Below are 15,787 nucleotides of genomic sequence, written 5' to 3' on the forward strand. Positions count from 1 at the left end.
CCAGCCGTGATTCTCGATTTTTCTTTTCTCGTCATCGTTCTGCCATGAAAACGCTCGTTGCCTGTTTGGTGTTCGCCAGCATTGGTGCCGCCATCGCTTACCAGATCAATGAAAAGAACTACGGGAAGTACGAGGCGAGTTTCGGACCGATCGATTACGAAGGCGAAACCACGGCAGAAACCGCGATGGCGTCGCTCCAGGAGCAATGGACCGACAACCTGCCCAAAGTCGAACTTCCCGACGGCAATGAATATGACTTCGGAATCATGCAGCCGGAGGAAAAGGGCGAGCATTCCTTCGTGGTCAAGAACGTCGGGGAAGCCCCACTGACGCTGAAGATTGGTGCTTCCACCTGTAAATGCACCGTGGGGACGCTTGAAAACGAGAGTCTGGCACCGGGCGAGCAAACGGAGGTCAAACTCGCTTGGACCGTAAAAACCAACGAATCGACGTTTGGTCAGTCCGCCGAGCTGCGTACCAACGATCCCTCGCAGGTGGCCATCCGCTTCGAAATCACCGGCAAGGTCGTGCGTCAGGTCCAATTGGTTCCTGAAACATTGACTTTCAAAGAAGTCGCCTCGGGTGAGCCGATTGATTTGGAGATGAAGGTGTACAGCTACATCGAGGACGAGATCGTGATTGGTCAGCCTCGATTCAGCAGCGATCAAATGAACGAGTTGGCGGAGTTCAGTGTCGAGCCGTTTGAGGTCAGCGAAGACGACATCGAACACGCCGAAGCCGTTCAGGCCTTCAAGGTCACGGCGTCCATCGCACCTGGGTTGGAACAAGGCCCGGTTAGCCAAAACTTGATCCTGCCGTTCACGCAAGACGGCGAAGAACCAGTCGACATCAGCGACGACGATGAGAAGAGCAACGAAAAGAGTATCGTCGCGGCAGTGACCGGGCGAATCGTGGGTGTGCTGGGGATGCTGGAGAGCACCAAGTTAAAGGGTGTGACCGGAGGCGGTTACATGTACGACTTCGGCAAGATCACCGAACCAGGCCAACAAACGGCGAAGGCATTTGTGGTGCTCAAGGGTTCCGAACAAGAAAACACCACTCTGTCGATCGGTGAGGTGACTCCGGCCGGGGTGGTCGAAGCCAAGTTGAATGACCCTATTCAAAATGGATCGACGTCGCTGTATCGCCTTGAGTTTTCGCTGAACCCCGGTGATGAAAAAATCGATCGTTTGGGGATGAGCCGAGAAGACTATGGTTTGATCACCATTGTGTCCGATAACCCCAACGTACCTTCGATGAAATTACGCCTGAAATTTTCACTGCCGGCGCGTTAAGATAAGCGGGTCGCGTAACCAAGGGGACCAAGACGATGCCGTCGCTGCGATCGAATCCATTGAAATATGACGATCGCGACTGCTCCTGGATTGGACGTGAATCGTCGAATGGACACACCTCACGCGTTGAAAATCAGGCCAGGATGAAAGCGTCTCGCACCCGTCTTTGCAGTCTTCTTCCCACGATCGCTTCGCCAATCAGCGAGGCGGGTCGGCGATCTCGATGGGCGTTGACCGCGTCTTTGTTGGGGTTGTCGACGCTGGCATGGACGGGTTGTTCGCCGCCTTCGCCCATTGCAAACGTGCCGCGTGATGTGGTTGAGGACTCGACCGTGATCGAATCCTTGTCGCCACCCGATTTGGTGTCTGTGAAACCGGTGGGTGCCGATGCGGAAGCGGACTATCAAGGGCACGTGACGTTACCGGAATCGGATTGGCGATTCGCTCGCGATCAACCGATGGCGTCGGTCACTTCCAGCACGTTGGCGTCCGCCGGTCGTTCCTCGGAATTGCCGACCCAATCGGTGCCATCGGATCAGGAACTGTATTGGACATTGCAATCCGCGGCGGGAACCAAGCCAAAGAAAGCGGCATCGGAATCGCCGTCTGACGACTCGGCCAAGAAGACCGCTGCGAAGAAACCCGTCGGGCAATTCGATGGCGAGGTGGACTGGAGCCAAATCGATCTGAGCGAGGATGCTTCCACCGAGAAATCTGCATCGGATTTGGGCAAGGTGGAATTGGTTCCCACGCCGGTTGCGCAAAAAGAGATCGAAGCCGAGATCGTTCCGACGCCTTTGGGCATGCCGGAGAATCATCCTTCCAAGGCGGCGATGGCCAAGTCCGCTGGCGGGCCAGTTGCCAGTATCGCGGGGCGGGCCACGAACGAGCGACAGCCCGATGCCGCGCCGACGGATCTTGATTTGTCGTTGCCTGAAAACATCGTTGCCAAGCGTCCGGTCAACGAGGCTTCGGACTCCACCGGATCTCCGTCGACCGAGTTGGATTTGCGAGCAGCGTCCGATGTTAATTTGCAACTGACCGCTCCCGATTCGCCCATCATCCAAGGGTTGGTGGATGCTGAGACCGTGGCGGGTGGAACCAGCGAACCAGAAGACTACGACGAGTGGCCGAAACCCGCATTGACGTTGTTCGTCACCGGGCAGCAGCACGGCTACATCGAGCCCTGCGGTTGCACCGGACTGGAAAATCAAAAGGGCGGCGTGGCTCGCCGCATGACGTTCCTGAAACAGTTGCGTGAGAAAGGTTGGGAGATGGCTCCCATCGACGCGGGCAACTTGGTGCGGCGTTACGGTCGCCAATCGGAAATCAAATTTCACCGATCGTTGGAAGCTCTTCGGACGATGGGTTATGTCTCCGTCGGCTTGGGCCCGGACGATGTGCGGCTCAGCGTGAATGAATTGATTTTGGAAGCTTCGCCAGGAGACCCGGACGAGGCCATTTACGTGTCGGCGAATGTTATTCCGTTTGATCGGTCACTGATGCCGACTCACCGCGTTATCGAAAAAGGTGGGATGAAGTTGGCGGTGACGACCGTCTTGGATCCCGATTCGCTCGAAACAAAATTGAGCGATGACATTCAAATGACGGCTCCGATTGATTCGGCCAAAGAAGCGTTGGCGGAGATTCAGAAGCAAAACCCCGATTACACCGTGTTGACGTTTTATGGCGACGAGAAAACGGCTCACGAATTGGTGCGTGCGGTTCCCGGATTCGATTTGGTTGTGATCGCGGGTGGCTACGGCGAACCCACTTACCAGCCTCAAACGATCGAAGGTTCACAAACCAAAGCGATCCTGACAGGTGACAAAGGCATGTACGCCGGATTGGTCGGTCTCTATCCCGACGGTCCCATTCGTTACGCGCGAGTGCCGCTGACACATGAGTTTGAAGACGCTCCCGAGATGCGTGAGCTGATGAAAGACTATCAATTCCAACTTCGCGATCTGGGGCTGGAAAACTTGGGATTGAAACCAATTCAGCATCCCTCCGGTGACAAGTTCGTCGGTGCCAAAGTCTGTGGTGAGTGTCACACAACGGCTTATGACATTTGGGAGGGTTCGGCCCACTTCGAAGCCACGGAGCACTTGGTCAACCCGGGCGAACGCGGCGATGTGCCTCGCCATTTCGATCCCGAGTGCATTTCGTGTCACGTCACCGGTTGGAACCCGCAAGGCTACTATCCCTACGTCTCCGGCTACTTGGATCTCGAGGCCAGTGCTCACTTGCACGGCAACGGCTGTGAGAATTGTCACGGACCAGGTGCGGCTCATACCGCGGCCGAACGAGAAGACAGCGGAGTCAGCGAGGCTGAAAAGAAACGCCTTCGCGAAGCGATGCAATTGCCGCTGGAGGAGGCTCGCGAGTCATGCATGCAGTGCCATGACCTCGACAACAGTCCTGATTTCCACGTTGACGGCGCGTTCAATGACTATTGGGCCGAGATCGAACACTACGGCGTCGACTGATTTGCTTCGGCGATTGCTTCCACCAATCGGATTGGATGAGAGTCGCGGTACGCTCAAGCCGCGGCGGTTGCCAACTTCGTCGAACCTTGTTTGATCCCAGATTGACCGCTGGAGACGACGGCGTTGTTGCTCTCGAGCAAGCCGTCGCACATTCGATAGCAGCGGTCGGCCGTTTCCGCGATGGCGTCGTCGTGGGTGATCATCACGATCGTTAAATCGTCTTCTTGATTCAGTTCGCGAAGCAAGCGAAGGATTGTCGCTCCCGTTTCGGTGTCCAAGTTGCCGGTGGGTTCGTCCGCCAGCAACATCTTTGGGTTGGACATCAACGAACGGGCAATCGCGACGCGTTGCATTTCACCGCCGGACATTTCCGACGGTTGGTGGTGGCTGCGGTTGAGCAATCCCACTCGGTCGAGCATCGCTTCGGCACGAAGTCGAAGTTGCTTTCGGTCTCGCAAGTAGCCGAGCACGCTGCGACGAATCATGGCCGGGGCCAACACGTTCTCAATGGCGCTGAGTTCCGGCAACAAGTGATAGAACTGAAAGATGATGCCGATCTGTGAGTTGCGATACTGGTCGCGTTTGGCTCGGCTTTGGTTGTCGATGCGATTTCCGTCAAACCAAACTTCGCCCGAGTCGGGGTGGTCAAGCGTCGCGAGCAAGTGCATCAAGGTGCTCTTGCCACTCCCGCTTCGTCCCACCAACGCGGTCAGTTCGCCCGCAACAAAACCAACATCAACGCCTCGCAAGATCGGCAGTTCGATCTTGTCCTTGTGGTAGCTCTTGCGAATCCCGCGGGCTTCCAGCAACAGGTCGTTCGAGGAATGCATGGATGAACTTCGTGGGGCGAGTGGAGGTTGTGTGGGGTGGAAAGTTGTGGCGTGGAAGCGTGTTCGATCACTCGAAACGCAACGCGGCGACCGGATGCATGCGGGCAGCCCGCAACGCTGGCAGCACGCTGGCGGTGGTGGCGATCGCCACGGCACCAGCCATCACCCAAGCCAATGTGAATGGGTTCAGAATCGTTGGGATCTCGGTGAAGTAGTAGACCGTTGGGTCAAAGACTTCTTGCCCGGTGATCTTCTCAATGACCGAGGCGATTTCGTTGATGTTGCGAACAAACGCGATGCCGCCGATCAAGCCAACGCCGCTGCCAACGATGCCCAGCAACAGACCGTAGCTGAGGAAGATGCTCATCACGCCGCTGCCGCTGGCACCCAGTGCTTTCAACGTTCCGATGTCACGGGTTTTCTCAACGACGATCATGAAGAACGTGGCCAAGATGCCAAAACCGGCGACAGCGATGATCAAGAACAGCAGGATGTTCAGGATGGTGGTTTCCAGTCGAACAGCAGCGAGCAGCGGCCCCTGCATGTCTCGCCAAGTTTGAATACTGTAGGCGTAGGTGTCGGGCGGAAAGCGACGACGCAGTGCATCGCGAACCGCGTTCAGGTCCGCTCCTTCGACGAGCTTGAGCTGGATGGTGGTGACACTGGTCGTTCCGGAAATCGGATCGATCATGCCTCGGAAATCTTGCAATTGATCCAGGCGGACAAAGGCGAAGGTGCTGTCGTATTCGCTCATGCCGGATTCATACAAATCCACGACGGTGAACTTTTGGTTGACGACCTTCGGGTTGTCCGACGCATTCGGGAACATCATTCGAATGTCATCGCCGGGTCGACAGTAATAGTGATCCACGACGTTGCCTTCCGCATCGCGGGTCTTGTTGCTGCAGGTGCTGATGCCGAGGATGATCCCGGGGTATTGCTCATTCTCGGGATCGAACTCAACGGGTTCCGCGCCGGCTCCCTCGGCACGAAGGCCATCGGGAAGCACGGTCCCCAACGTGGGACCATCGAATCCAATGCTCGGTCCACCGAAGCTGGGCTCTGCATTGGCTGATCCGTCACTGGACGACTCTTGACCGTTCAGACCGCTTGTTTCGATCAGTTGATTGTCGGTGTTGGCTCGTGGTGGTTGACCGCTGGCGAGTCGAGCGGCTTCGCGGCTCATTTGGCGAATGCGTTCCTGTTCGGCTTCCCAGGCCTTTTCCATCCGAGCACGTCCGCGGCGGTATTCCCAACCGGCGGCGGGGAATCCTGGGCGGGCTTCGTCGTAGCCTTCTTCTCGCAGATCGAACGAGACGGCGGTTTTGTTTTGGGGGTGCAGCAGATAGCGGCCAAATTGGCTGACGTTGTCATAGGTCTTCGAATCGATTCCTACCAAGTTCACATGATGCGTGATCAGTTGGCCGTTGAAGTCGATTCCCAGCATGCTGGGGACGTGAACGCTGACGGAGGAACCTTCGATCTGGTCGCCCGCAATTCGGTTGATTTCTTCCAGGTGAGCTTCCGGATCGGGCATGCCGCCGGACGCGTGGCATTCGATGACGATGTCCGACGCCAATCCGTGCAGTCGTTCGTGCATCTCGGCAGAGAAACCCGCCATCACGCTGTTGACGACGATCAACGTCGCCACACCCAGCGTCACGCTGATGATCGAAGCCAACGCGATGTAACGCGTTCGCAAGTAGCGGAAACAGAGCAGCAGTCGGTACATCCGAATTCCTTCCCGGAGTCGATCTTCGGTGGGCCTGAGATTGGCCGTGGGGTGATCGGTTGATTCAAGCGGAACGGTCCATCGCTCCAAAGGGTGTTTGTACCGACCCGGCGGAATCCGCGACAACGCCATTTCGCTGAAATTCGCTCAAGTTCGCGGGCTGAATGACCGACGAGCCGCACGGCGTGCTGGTTTGTCCGCAAAATCGGATCGGTCCGCGAAGGGGGGCAAGGTGCCGAAAAACAGGTTCGGAAGCCGCGAAGTCGTCTTTTCAAGCCTGCCGGATTCGCCTACATTCTCGCCCTCTCGAAATTCACATTTCGATCGGCGGCATAGCTCAGCTGGTTAGAGCAGCGGAATCATAATCCGCGTGTCGGGGGTTCGAGTCCCTCTGCCGCTACTGCCGGGTGCAACATCCCGAACCCGAACAGGCCGACTCCTGCAAGACACAGGTTTCGGCTTTTTTCATGCGCGGTCCTTCCCGGATGGAAATCGCCAGCGGCCGCACGCTCACCGAGGGGCGGCACGCTTCGACAGAACTATCGCGGTCGCTGCTTCGCGTACATGAGTTGTACTGATTGAGTTGCGGCATCAAGAAGCCGAGAGCAGAGCGAACACGACGACGCTTTGTCGCCCAGTTCAGACTGTACGCCAGCGGTTGGCAAACTTGTTTTGAGTTGGCATTGTTGTGCAGTCGTGGTTTTCCGTTCATCAAACCAAGCCTTGAGCGGATCGTTGTCGTCTCGAAAGCTGTCGAGACGCAACCGGTTTTCGTCCTTGTTGGAAGCAACGCAAGCGTCTTCATCGCGGCAGCGAAGTTCAGTCCGGAACGGACAGGGCGGTCACGCTCGCAATAAGTTTTCGCTTCGATTGAGTGAATCCAATTTGCCAGCCGTTCGCCAACGCGGTTTGGCACCAACGCGGTTTTAATCTCGATTAGAATCGTGGCTTTTTCTGGGGGGCAGCCGTGTCCCGTGGGCTGGTGCCTGCTGAGGAGTCGACGCGGTCCGAAACTCAATGGGGAGCAAGATGTTGGAAGGCGGATTGGGGCTGGCGTCGGCGAAGGATCGCACTGCGTGGGCGCACTTTGCGAGAAGTTTCGTAATGAGGGGCGTGTTGGTGGCGTGCTTCGTTTGCGTTGCCGCATCGTCATCGAACGTCCGAGCGGACTACGCGATTTATCGGATTCCAGGCACGGATGAGGTTTTGGTCCTGGAGGGCGCCGTCAATTACAACCCCGGCGGAACCGTCACTTTGCGACATCCTCGCGGGACGTTGTATTTCAATGCCCGAGATTTGAAGGTGCTGGAGACGCCGACTCGCGAATCGGTTTACAAAAAAGTTTCTCGGGAGTTGCTTCAGGAAGAAACCGTTGACAACTACCTGGAACTGGCCAGGTGGGCGTTGCAACACGGCATGCTGAAAGAATGCAAATCGCTGCTGGGCGATGCCTGGAAGCTCGATTCGTCGGATACTCGGATTCGCAAGTTGGCGGCTCTGATGGCACAGATGAATCGACCGGTCCCGAGCGATCCCGAAAGTGAAGCTGCCGTTCGCAATCTGATCGGTGGCAGCCGAATGCAGGTTTCGCGAAGTCGGCATTTTGCCTTGTTCCACAACCACTACGAGGAAAAGGATGCGGCGACCAAGATGACTCGCGCCGAGATGCGTTTGGAGTTATTGGAAAAGGTCTACGAGTCATTCTTCTTAACGTTCGCACTGCGTGGTTTCTATCTCAAACCGCCGCAAGAACCGTTGAACTCGGTGCTGTTCAAAGAGCACAAAGACTTTCTGCTGATGGAACGTCGGCTGCAGATGGATCTGAAGCAGCTCGCGGGGTTCTACATCCGCGAAGAAAACATATCGTTCTTCTTCGACTCGGGCACGTCGGAAATGTACGCTCGTTTGGTGCAAATGACGGAAGAGCTGGAGAAGCAAAAAGAGCTCGCCAAGCGGACGCGAAGCCGCAACGCGAGCGCAGTGATCCGCACCGCGAATTCGATTGCCTTGTTGGTCGAGATCCAACACGAAGGCGAAGATGTGGGGACCGTCTCGCACGAGGCCGTTCATCAATTGGCTGCCAACACAGGACTGTTCCCACGGGATGGCACGCCCATTCGATGGATCCATGAGGGTTTGGCGTCTTACTTCGAATCTTCTAAGCAAGCGGTTTGGGGCGGGGTCGGAATGGTGGACTCCAACCGCATCGACTACTACCGCGCGTTGGAAGGCGACACGGTTCGCGGGAGTGTGGATTTCATCGTCTCCGATTTCGGATTCATTGTGGAGGCGGCTTTGGGCGACCAGCTTCCCGCCTACGGACAGGCTTGGGCGTTGACGCACTTTCTCTTCACGGAACGTTTTGAAGATCTGATTCGTTTTTATGGCAAGTCGCGAAGCGTGTCGGCGGACATCCCTCTGGACGAAAAAGGCAGGGAACTGATCAAGGTTTTCAACGAGTGTTTCGGTGACCCGGTGACATTGGAATTGGAGTGGCGTCGCTACATGAGAACGCTGAAAACGGACATCGAACTGTTGGTGGAGGAACGATGATGAACCGAACGCAATTTGTCTGGACGAAGACTGGTTTGTCGTTGGCCATTTTGGTTCTATGCGTTGGCGTTGTCTTGCCCGGGGCCGCGACGAATGCGGAAGACGTTTCGTACTCGCCGAAGGTGGGAGATATTTTTCACTACGGTGTCGAATACCGGATCGTCGAGCGGACGGAAGGCAATCGCCAACCGTTGATGGTTCGCCAACGATGTCGACTGAGAATCCAAGTCCTGTCGGCGGCGAGCGATGGATGGGTCGGGAAGTATGACACGCTTCCCTTTGGCAGCGGCGGACCCATCAAAAACAAACAGCAGGTGGAGCGACGATTAGAAACCGCTGAGGCTGAGTTCAAAGATCCTGCTTCGAGCTTGGGGCCTGCGATGCCTGCGGGGGACCCGACGTTTGCACAGATGCGGAATGAAAGTCGTCAACGCATGATGGCGGCGGCAAAAGAGAAGGCTCGTCGAACCTTGCTGGAATTGAACGCCTACGCGGGGCTCTATCGTCACTGCTCAGGCGAACTTCATTGCAGTCGTCTCGGTGAGATCAAATTCCGTGGCGATGTGGGACCTTTGCCGTTTGCCACCGGAACCATCGCCGCGTTGATCTTTTTGGAGTTGCCCAGCAACGGAATGACGGAATCTGGTTTCAGCACTCGGACGAATGGATCGTTGACCGTTCGGTCGGCGTCTTCGGACCAGGAAGCCAAGTCCGATCTGTCGATCCTTTCTCTGCAGCAGCCGCGCGAATCGATCAAGCCAGGCCACTTGGCGTTTGATCGAGAGGTCGAGATCGCGGGCGGTGTGACGGCGGGCAGCCAATTGACGTTGTCCGGATCGGGGATGTGGGAGTTCTCACCAAAGATGGGGATGCCCTACGCAGGAAGCGTCGACTACGAAATCGAAGGTTCCAGCTATTACGGCATCGCCGACAAGTTCGATTTACGGGTGGGGTTTCATTATTTGGATCCCGTTCGGATGAGGTTGTTCGACGCCGGGTTGTTGCCGACTCCCGAAGCTTTGGACGAAGAGAATTTGCCTCGTTTGACGGTGCAGCAGCAGCGTGAAATGGTGAAGCAGTGGGAGCCCAAGACCAAGTCGCGAAGCAGACTGTCTCGCAACCGCAATCTTGAGAATCAGTTGCGTGTGATTGCCCTCAACAGTGCTCCGCCACCCGAGAATTCGCGTTTGGAACGCATGATGAAGGACATGCTCGCGGACGATGCGAGTTGGACCGACACGATCGACTTCCAACGGATCCTGGATCGCTGGAAGAATATCCGAAAGATCGCGACCGGGTTCCCACGGACTTGGTCTGATCCGAGTGGTGAGTTCAAGATCCGAGCCATTCTTCAAACCGTCGACGGCGACGGTGTCTCGCTGCGGCGATTGGACAACGATCAGGTCATCAAGGTTCCGCTGGAAAAACTTAGCGAGAAGGACGTGGAGTTTGCAAAGACGTTTGGTGTCGCCAAACGCATCGAATGAATGAACACGATGTGAATGAAGACGATGGCTTTGAAGGCAGTCTGCACGTCACTGGCTGTCTTTGATTCCCAGTCCGTGTTCCATCACCATCCGCCTCGAGTAAGCCAGGATCTCCACACCGATCTCGGCGACAATGATGCGACCCTTCGCGAGCCACGCGGCCGCGAACGACCACACGGCAATCCATTCGGCCCAGAACAGAAAATTGTACTCGTTCAACCACGTCTTCCAGTCCGATGGCAGCAGAACCAAATAGGCTCCCATGGCGAAGGTGGTTGCGAGAATGGTCAAACCACTGGACCTGAATACAAGCGATCGTTCAAACAGATGCGACTCGGCTTCGCGCGCGGAATCACGAGGAAAGTGGTAGAGCGAATAGAACGCCAGCACGAGGAAGAACACCACGCCGCTGAATGAATGGATGTAGCCGACCACGGACTTTTGAACCAACGGGTCGCTGTTGTAGTCGAGCGGGAACAGAGCGATCCCAATCGCGGCCACCGCACCGATGTTCGCGGTCCAATTCTCGACGCGATCGTAGCCGCAGTAGCAGAACAAAAAGATCCCGATGGCGCACAGTGTTCCCACAAACACATCACGCAGTGGCGTGTGGTAGTAGCTGCTCATGTTTTCTTGAAATTCGATCCCGAGCAGCCATCCACCCGGACCCAACACCAGCGGAAGAATCAACCCGCTGAGCCCGATCGCACGGCGAATGTCGAGGTACGACAGCACCAGTCGGTCCACCACGACCGACGACGTCGTATCAGGTTCATGCGTCGGAGACGATTCATTCATGCGGGGGATAACCATCGCGTTGGTCGCGGTGAAACGAAGACAGAGCCAGCATGGTGGGAAACAGAGTGACTGATGTCCAGTACAACGATTGGACGCGAATTCCCATGGCGTTCCAAATCAATCTATACTGCGGGAAACCACTCACCATGCATGAATGAGAATTGCACCGATTTGTTGAGTGCTCATCGAAGCCGACCTGGTGACCCGTGGTTTCCCACCTTCCTTCCTACCTCCCCGGTTGCCGCGTTTCTCCAACTTAGGCGGCCTTCCACCACCACGCAGATTGCGGATTCGCTTTTCTCGAATGCGTGTGCTCTTCACTGAGACTCACGCACGGATCGCGAATGCTTGCTCGCTTCACTCCATCGCAGGATCAGCTTCATGGACACACGATTTGAACTGCTCGCCGCCAATCAACAACGCGACCGACGTTTGTTCTTGAAAGCGGGGGCGGCGATGGGGATGGCGGCGATCACACGTCCCGTGATGGCGGACGCATCCGCTTCCACCTCGCCCAATGAGACCATTCGGGTCGGCGTGATGGGGGTGAACAATCGAGGAGCCGCGCTGGCGAAAGGCTTTGTCAGCAATCCGGACACCGATGTCGTTGCAATCTGTGACGTTGATTCCAGGGCACTTGACCGTGTGGTCAAACAGGTGAGTGACACTCAAGCCAACTCGCCCAAACGTTTTGTCGATGTGCGAAAGATGCTCGACGAAGCGGAACTCGATGCCATCGTGGTTGCCGCGCCCAATCACTGGCACGCACCGGCAACGATTTTGGGGTGTGCCGCAGGCAAGCATGTTTACGTCGAAAAGCCGTGCAGCCAGACCGCTGAGGAAGGCGAGCTGGCGGTGCAAGCGGCACGGAAGCACAACCGAGTGGTTCAGATGGGATCGCAGCGGCGTAGTTGGCCAGCGATTCAGCAGGCGATCGAGTTGGTGCACTCCGGCGGAATCGGAAAGGTGTCCTATTCGCGGACTTGGTACAACAATCGACGCCCTTCGATCGGTCACGGTCAGTCGACCAGTGTTCCCAGTTGGTTGAACTGGGATTTGTGGCAAGGGCCCGCCCCGCGAAAAGAGTATGTTGACAACGTTGTGCACTACAACTGGCATTGGCGTTGGCACTGGGGCAACGGTGAATTGGGCAACAACGGGATCCACATGTTGGATTTGGCTCGTTGGGGATTGCAAGTGACCACGCCCAATCGCGTTCGTGCTGGCGGCGGCAAGTATCGGCATGAGGATGATCAACAAACGCCGGACACCATGATGGTGACCTACGATTTCCCCGAGAACAAAACAGCGACGTGGGAAGGTTTGAGTTGGTCACCTCTCGGGCCGCACGATGCTGCCGTTGGAGTGAGTTTCCACGGAACGGAAGGTTCGATCGTTCTTCGTGGTAATGGATTCACGCGATTTGATGAGAGAAATAAAGAAGTCGAAACCGTGAACGGTGAAGCGGGCGATGCGACGCATTTGGCGGATTTTGTGGACGCCATCCAAAACGGGCGGCATCCCAATGCCGACATCCTGGAAGCTCATCGCAGCACATTGCTTTGTCACCTGGGCAACATCGCTTACCGAACCGGGAACGCATTGGAAATCGATTCGACCACAGGAAAGCCCGTTGGCAATGACGAAGCGTTGTCGATGTGGGGACGCGAGTACGAACCGGGGTGGAAGCCCGTCATTGGATGAGACTTAGCCGAACAGACAGTACGATTTGATTCGATGTGCAGAGAGGAACCTGATGATGCGGCGTTTGATTGATTGGATGAGTTTGGTGTTGGTGCTGATGCTGGGGATCTCGGCCGAGGCAAAAGAGAGCGACGTGATTCGAATTGGAATCATTGGTTTGGACACATCGCATTCCCCCGCGTTCGTGAAGGAGTTTAATGCGGATCACAACGAAGATGACCCTCTGGCGGGTTTCCGTGTTGTCGCGGCGTACCCCTATGGCAGTTCGCAAATCGAATCCAGTGCTAGCCGAATTCCGGCGTACACCGAACAGGTCAAAGGAATGGGCGTGGCGATCGTCGATTCCATCGATGCTTTGCTGGAGCAGGTCGACTGTGTGCTCTTAGAAACCAACGATGGCACCCTGCACCACGAACAAGCACTGGCCGTATTTCGCGCGGGCAAGCCGGTCTACATCGATAAACCCGTTGGATCGAACTTGGCCGAAGTGTTAGCGATCTACGACGCGGCAGAACATTTTCAGGTGCCGATGTTTTCGAGCTCTTCCCTGCGATACAGCAACGGTGCCCAGTCCATTCGCGAGGGAGCCGTGGGGGCAGTGCTTGGTTGCAGTGCCCATAGCCCATGCAAGCTGGAGCCTTCTCATGTGGATTTGTACTGGTACGGAATCCACGGTGTCGAAATTCTTTACACCTGCATGGGAACGGGCTGCGAAGCCGTGTCGCACGTATCCACCGACGAGTTTGAATTGGCAGTGGGGCGTTGGGGCGACGGTCGCATCGGAACGTTTCGTGGCATTCGCGCGGGATCGTCGGGATACGGAGGACTGGTCTATGGCGAAAAGGCCATTCGCGAAATCGGGAAGTACGACGGTTACCGACCCTTGCTCGTCGAGATTGCCGAGTTCTTTCGGACGAAGACCTCGCCGATTCAGCGGGATGAAACGATTGAGTTGTACGCGTTCATGCAGGCTGCTTGGGCCAGCAAACGAAATGGTGGCCAACCGGTGACCATCGATTCCGTGATGGAAGAGGCGCAAGGCCGGGCTCGTGAGATGAATGCTTCCTTGTACAGGTAAAAAGCACTGTACTGAACGATGCGGTTGGGATCGGAACGACAAGTTTTCCGAGGTACGGCCCGCAAAATATCGCCCAGAAAACAGCACCCTTGTGGGTGGGTTCGAATGTTCTTTCTGGGGTTTTTGTCGGATTCAGAGACCCATTTCTTCGTTAGCGGCGTTTGCTTGAATATAACGAATGCGAAAATATCGCATGCCGGGTGGTGTTGTGTGCGTCTCTTTGGCGTCGCCAACTGCCCTTCGTATCAATTTCAACCAAAGGTCGTTCGTTAAATGTACACAAGTTCACAATCACGACGCGGTTTCACTTTGGTGGAACTGCTCGTAGTGATCGCCATCATTGGTGTCTTGGTGGGGCTATTGTTGCCCGCCGTTCAAGCCGCACGCGAAGCCGCACGACGGATGTCTTGCAGCAACAATTTCAAGCAATTGGGATTGGCGATGCACAACTACCACAGTGCCTACAACGCGATTCCGATGCACGGTGTGGGGACGGATGTGGGGGATACAAGTCACAATTGGTGGACCGGATACACCAACCACAACTACTGGCGTTTGAGCGCTTTGGTCGGCTTGACGCCATTCATGGAGCAACAGGCTCTGTGGGAGCAAATTTCCAATCCCAACTCGGAACGAGTTGACGGCAACGCCGGAGCTGGCATTGGAGTGCCGACCAATCCGTGGCCACCGATGGGGCCAACTCCTGACAACGTGCAATACAAACCTTGGTCGACGGAATTGCCGACTCTGCGTTGCCCAAGTGATCCCGGCAGTGGTTTGCCCAGTTTGGGCCGCACCAACTACGCCATGTCGATGGGGGATTCGTTTTGGTTGACCATGCACGGTGCCCTGCGGCCGTCGAACCCCGGTCTTGCCAGCAGCTATGCACAGGAGTCCCGAGCGGCCGGGCGTGGTTTCTTTGTGATGCACGGACAGCAAAAGTTCCGTGATGTGTTGGATGGTTTGTCCAACACGATCGCCATGGCGGAAGTTGCGACGGACCTTGCCGATTTGGATGTCCGCACTCGGGGGAAAACACACTCGGGCGGTCAGGGTGCCCAAGCATCGATGCGTGACAACCCGCGTTTGTGCATCGAGGACGGTTCACCAATGATTGACCCGAATCGCCCTCAATTCTGGGTGGATGGGGGCATTGAGTCCCCGATCAAAGGCCGTGGATTCCGTTGGGCCGATTCGCAAAACGCTCAAAGCAATGTGCACACCATTTTGCCGCCCAATGCCGCGTTGTGTGTGCCGCACGATTCGAACGGTAGCTCGATCATGACCGCGTCCAGTCGCCACCAAGGCGGCGTGCACGTTTTGATGGGTGACGGGGCGGTGAAGTTCATCACGTCCTCCATCGATGCGGGCAACCAGAACAATCCTGTGGTCTACTTGGGCGGCAACGCTGCCAACCGAAACAGCCCAGGATCAAAGAGTCCGTTTGGTTTGTGGGGCTCGCTTGGAACACGTGCCGCGCGAGAAGTCATCGACGGCGAATTCTGAGTCTCGATTGCAATTCGAAGTAACTGGCCGGATGGCGAGCTGATCACAGGTCGCCATCCGGCTTTTTCGTTTCTGAAGATTAGTTGTTGCAAAGGTTCCGGTATTTCTACGCAAAAGTTCAAGAAAATTTGGAAAAAGTTCTCGTTCTTTTGACACCGGTTTCACCTGTGTTTTAGTCGTTTAACGAGGTGGACTGCGACCATAAAGAGGCTCTGTGGCACCTCGTTGCTCGTAATGAGCGTGTGAGATTTTTCGTCGAGCGGAATAATCGAAATGTGGGACAGATGTTCCTGTCCTTCATTCGCATTTCTATCG

General features: G+C 56.1%; 10 protein-coding genes and 1 tRNA gene. 8 read left to right on the forward strand and 3 right to left on the reverse strand.

All coding sequences use genetic code 11. The features are described 5' to 3' along the window. Window positions 1-44: 44 nt before the first annotated feature. Both LOC70_RS17880 and LOC70_RS17885 read left to right on the forward strand, forming a co-directional pair. Entirely contained in the window at window positions 45-1,295 is a 1,251-nt protein-coding gene (locus tag LOC70_RS17880) for a DUF1573 domain-containing protein (RefSeq protein ID WP_230255351.1), read from the forward strand. 143 nt (window positions 1,296-1,438) lie between these two features. Then, window positions 1,439-3,784 (forward strand): multiheme c-type cytochrome, encoded by a 2,346-nt coding sequence (locus tag LOC70_RS17885; protein WP_230255352.1) that lies wholly within the window; start codon window positions 1,439-1,441, stop codon window positions 3,782-3,784. Window positions 3,785-3,837: 53 nt separating this feature from the next. Here LOC70_RS17885 and LOC70_RS17890 read toward each other — a convergent pair whose 3' ends face one another. Next, the gene (locus LOC70_RS17890) at window positions 3,838-4,614 is read right to left on the reverse strand and encodes an ABC transporter ATP-binding protein (protein ID WP_230255353.1); all 777 of its coding nucleotides are present in this window, start codon (window positions 4,612-4,614) and stop codon (window positions 3,838-3,840) included. A gap of 67 nt (window positions 4,615-4,681) precedes the next feature. Beyond that, window positions 4,682-6,346 carry an ABC transporter permease gene (locus LOC70_RS17895; protein ID WP_230255354.1) on the reverse strand — a complete coding sequence of 555 codons (1,665 nt, stop codon included), beginning with the start codon at window positions 6,344-6,346 and terminating at the stop codon, window positions 4,682-4,684. A 326-nt stretch (window positions 6,347-6,672) separates the two neighbouring features. Here LOC70_RS17895 and LOC70_RS17900 point away from each other — a divergent pair. The 3 genes from LOC70_RS17900 to LOC70_RS17910 all read left to right on the forward strand — a co-directional run bounded on the left by LOC70_RS17900 (window position 6,673) and on the right by LOC70_RS17910 (window position 10,386). Beyond that, a tRNA-Met gene (locus tag LOC70_RS17900) sits at window positions 6,673-6,746 on the forward strand. A 704-nt stretch (window positions 6,747-7,450) separates the two neighbouring features. Next, window positions 7,451-8,899: a DUF1570 domain-containing protein gene (locus LOC70_RS17905; protein ID WP_390889084.1), complete on the forward strand. Its 1,449-nt coding sequence runs from the start codon at window positions 7,451-7,453 to the stop codon at window positions 8,897-8,899. Further along, a complete protein-coding gene (locus LOC70_RS17910; RefSeq protein WP_230255356.1) occupies window positions 8,896-10,386 on the forward strand; it encodes an SHD1 domain-containing protein in 1,491 nt (496 codons plus the stop codon). Before LOC70_RS17905 ends, LOC70_RS17910 begins: the two co-directional genes overlap by 4 nt. A 48-nt stretch (window positions 10,387-10,434) precedes the next feature. Here LOC70_RS17910 and LOC70_RS17915 read toward each other — a convergent pair whose 3' ends face one another. Further along, window positions 10,435-11,184, reverse strand: a complete 750-nt coding sequence (locus LOC70_RS17915) for a DUF998 domain-containing protein (RefSeq protein ID WP_230255357.1) — start codon at window positions 11,182-11,184, stop codon at window positions 10,435-10,437. 381 nt (window positions 11,185-11,565) lie between these two features. On the opposite strand from LOC70_RS17915, the gene LOC70_RS17920 reads away from it, so the two are divergent. The 3 genes from LOC70_RS17920 (at window position 11,566) to LOC70_RS17930 (ending at window position 15,472) form a co-directional block, all read left to right on the forward strand. After that, entirely contained in the window at window positions 11,566-12,888 is a 1,323-nt protein-coding gene (locus tag LOC70_RS17920; RefSeq protein WP_230255358.1) for a Gfo/Idh/MocA family protein, read from the forward strand. Window positions 12,889-12,985: 97 nt separating this feature from the next. Further along, window positions 12,986-13,966, forward strand: a complete 981-nt coding sequence (locus LOC70_RS17925; RefSeq protein ID WP_390889085.1) for a Gfo/Idh/MocA family protein — start codon at window positions 12,986-12,988, stop codon at window positions 13,964-13,966. A 273-nt stretch (window positions 13,967-14,239) separates the two neighbouring features. Further along, window positions 14,240-15,472, forward strand: coding sequence for a DUF1559 domain-containing protein (locus LOC70_RS17930; protein WP_230255359.1), 1,233 nt, complete (start codon window positions 14,240-14,242; stop codon window positions 15,470-15,472). The last annotated feature ends 315 nt before the right edge of the window (window positions 15,473-15,787 follow it).

Source organism: Rhodopirellula halodulae (genome assembly GCF_020966775.1).
Classification (GTDB): domain Bacteria; phylum Planctomycetota; class Planctomycetia; order Pirellulales; family Pirellulaceae; genus Rhodopirellula; species Rhodopirellula halodulae.

Coding starts and splice junctions, on each gene's coding strand:
- LOC70_RS17885 (WP_230255352.1), top strand. CDS start 1,439: ATGAAAGCGTCTCGCACCCGTCTTTGCAGTCTTCTTCCCACGATCGCT.
- LOC70_RS17880 (WP_230255351.1), top strand. CDS start 45: ATGAAAACGCTCGTTGCCTGTTTGGTGTTCGCCAGCATTGGTGCCGCC.
- LOC70_RS17920 (WP_230255358.1), top strand. CDS start 11,566: ATGGACACACGATTTGAACTGCTCGCCGCCAATCAACAACGCGACCGA.
- LOC70_RS17930 (WP_230255359.1), top strand. CDS start 14,240: ATGTACACAAGTTCACAATCACGACGCGGTTTCACTTTGGTGGAACTG.
- LOC70_RS17910 (WP_230255356.1), top strand. CDS start 8,896: ATGATGAACCGAACGCAATTTGTCTGGACGAAGACTGGTTTGTCGTTG.
- LOC70_RS17895 (WP_230255354.1), bottom strand. CDS start 6,346: ATGTACCGACTGCTGCTCTGTTTCCGCTACTTGCGAACGCGTTACATC.
- LOC70_RS17925 (WP_390889085.1), top strand. CDS start 12,986: ATGCTGGGGATCTCGGCCGAGGCAAAAGAGAGCGACGTGATTCGAATT.
- LOC70_RS17905 (WP_390889084.1), top strand. CDS start 7,451: ATGAGGGGCGTGTTGGTGGCGTGCTTCGTTTGCGTTGCCGCATCGTCA.
- LOC70_RS17915 (WP_230255357.1), bottom strand. CDS start 11,184: ATGAATGAATCGTCTCCGACGCATGAACCTGATACGACGTCGTCGGTC.
- LOC70_RS17890 (WP_230255353.1), bottom strand. CDS start 4,614: ATGCATTCCTCGAACGACCTGTTGCTGGAAGCCCGCGGGATTCGCAAG.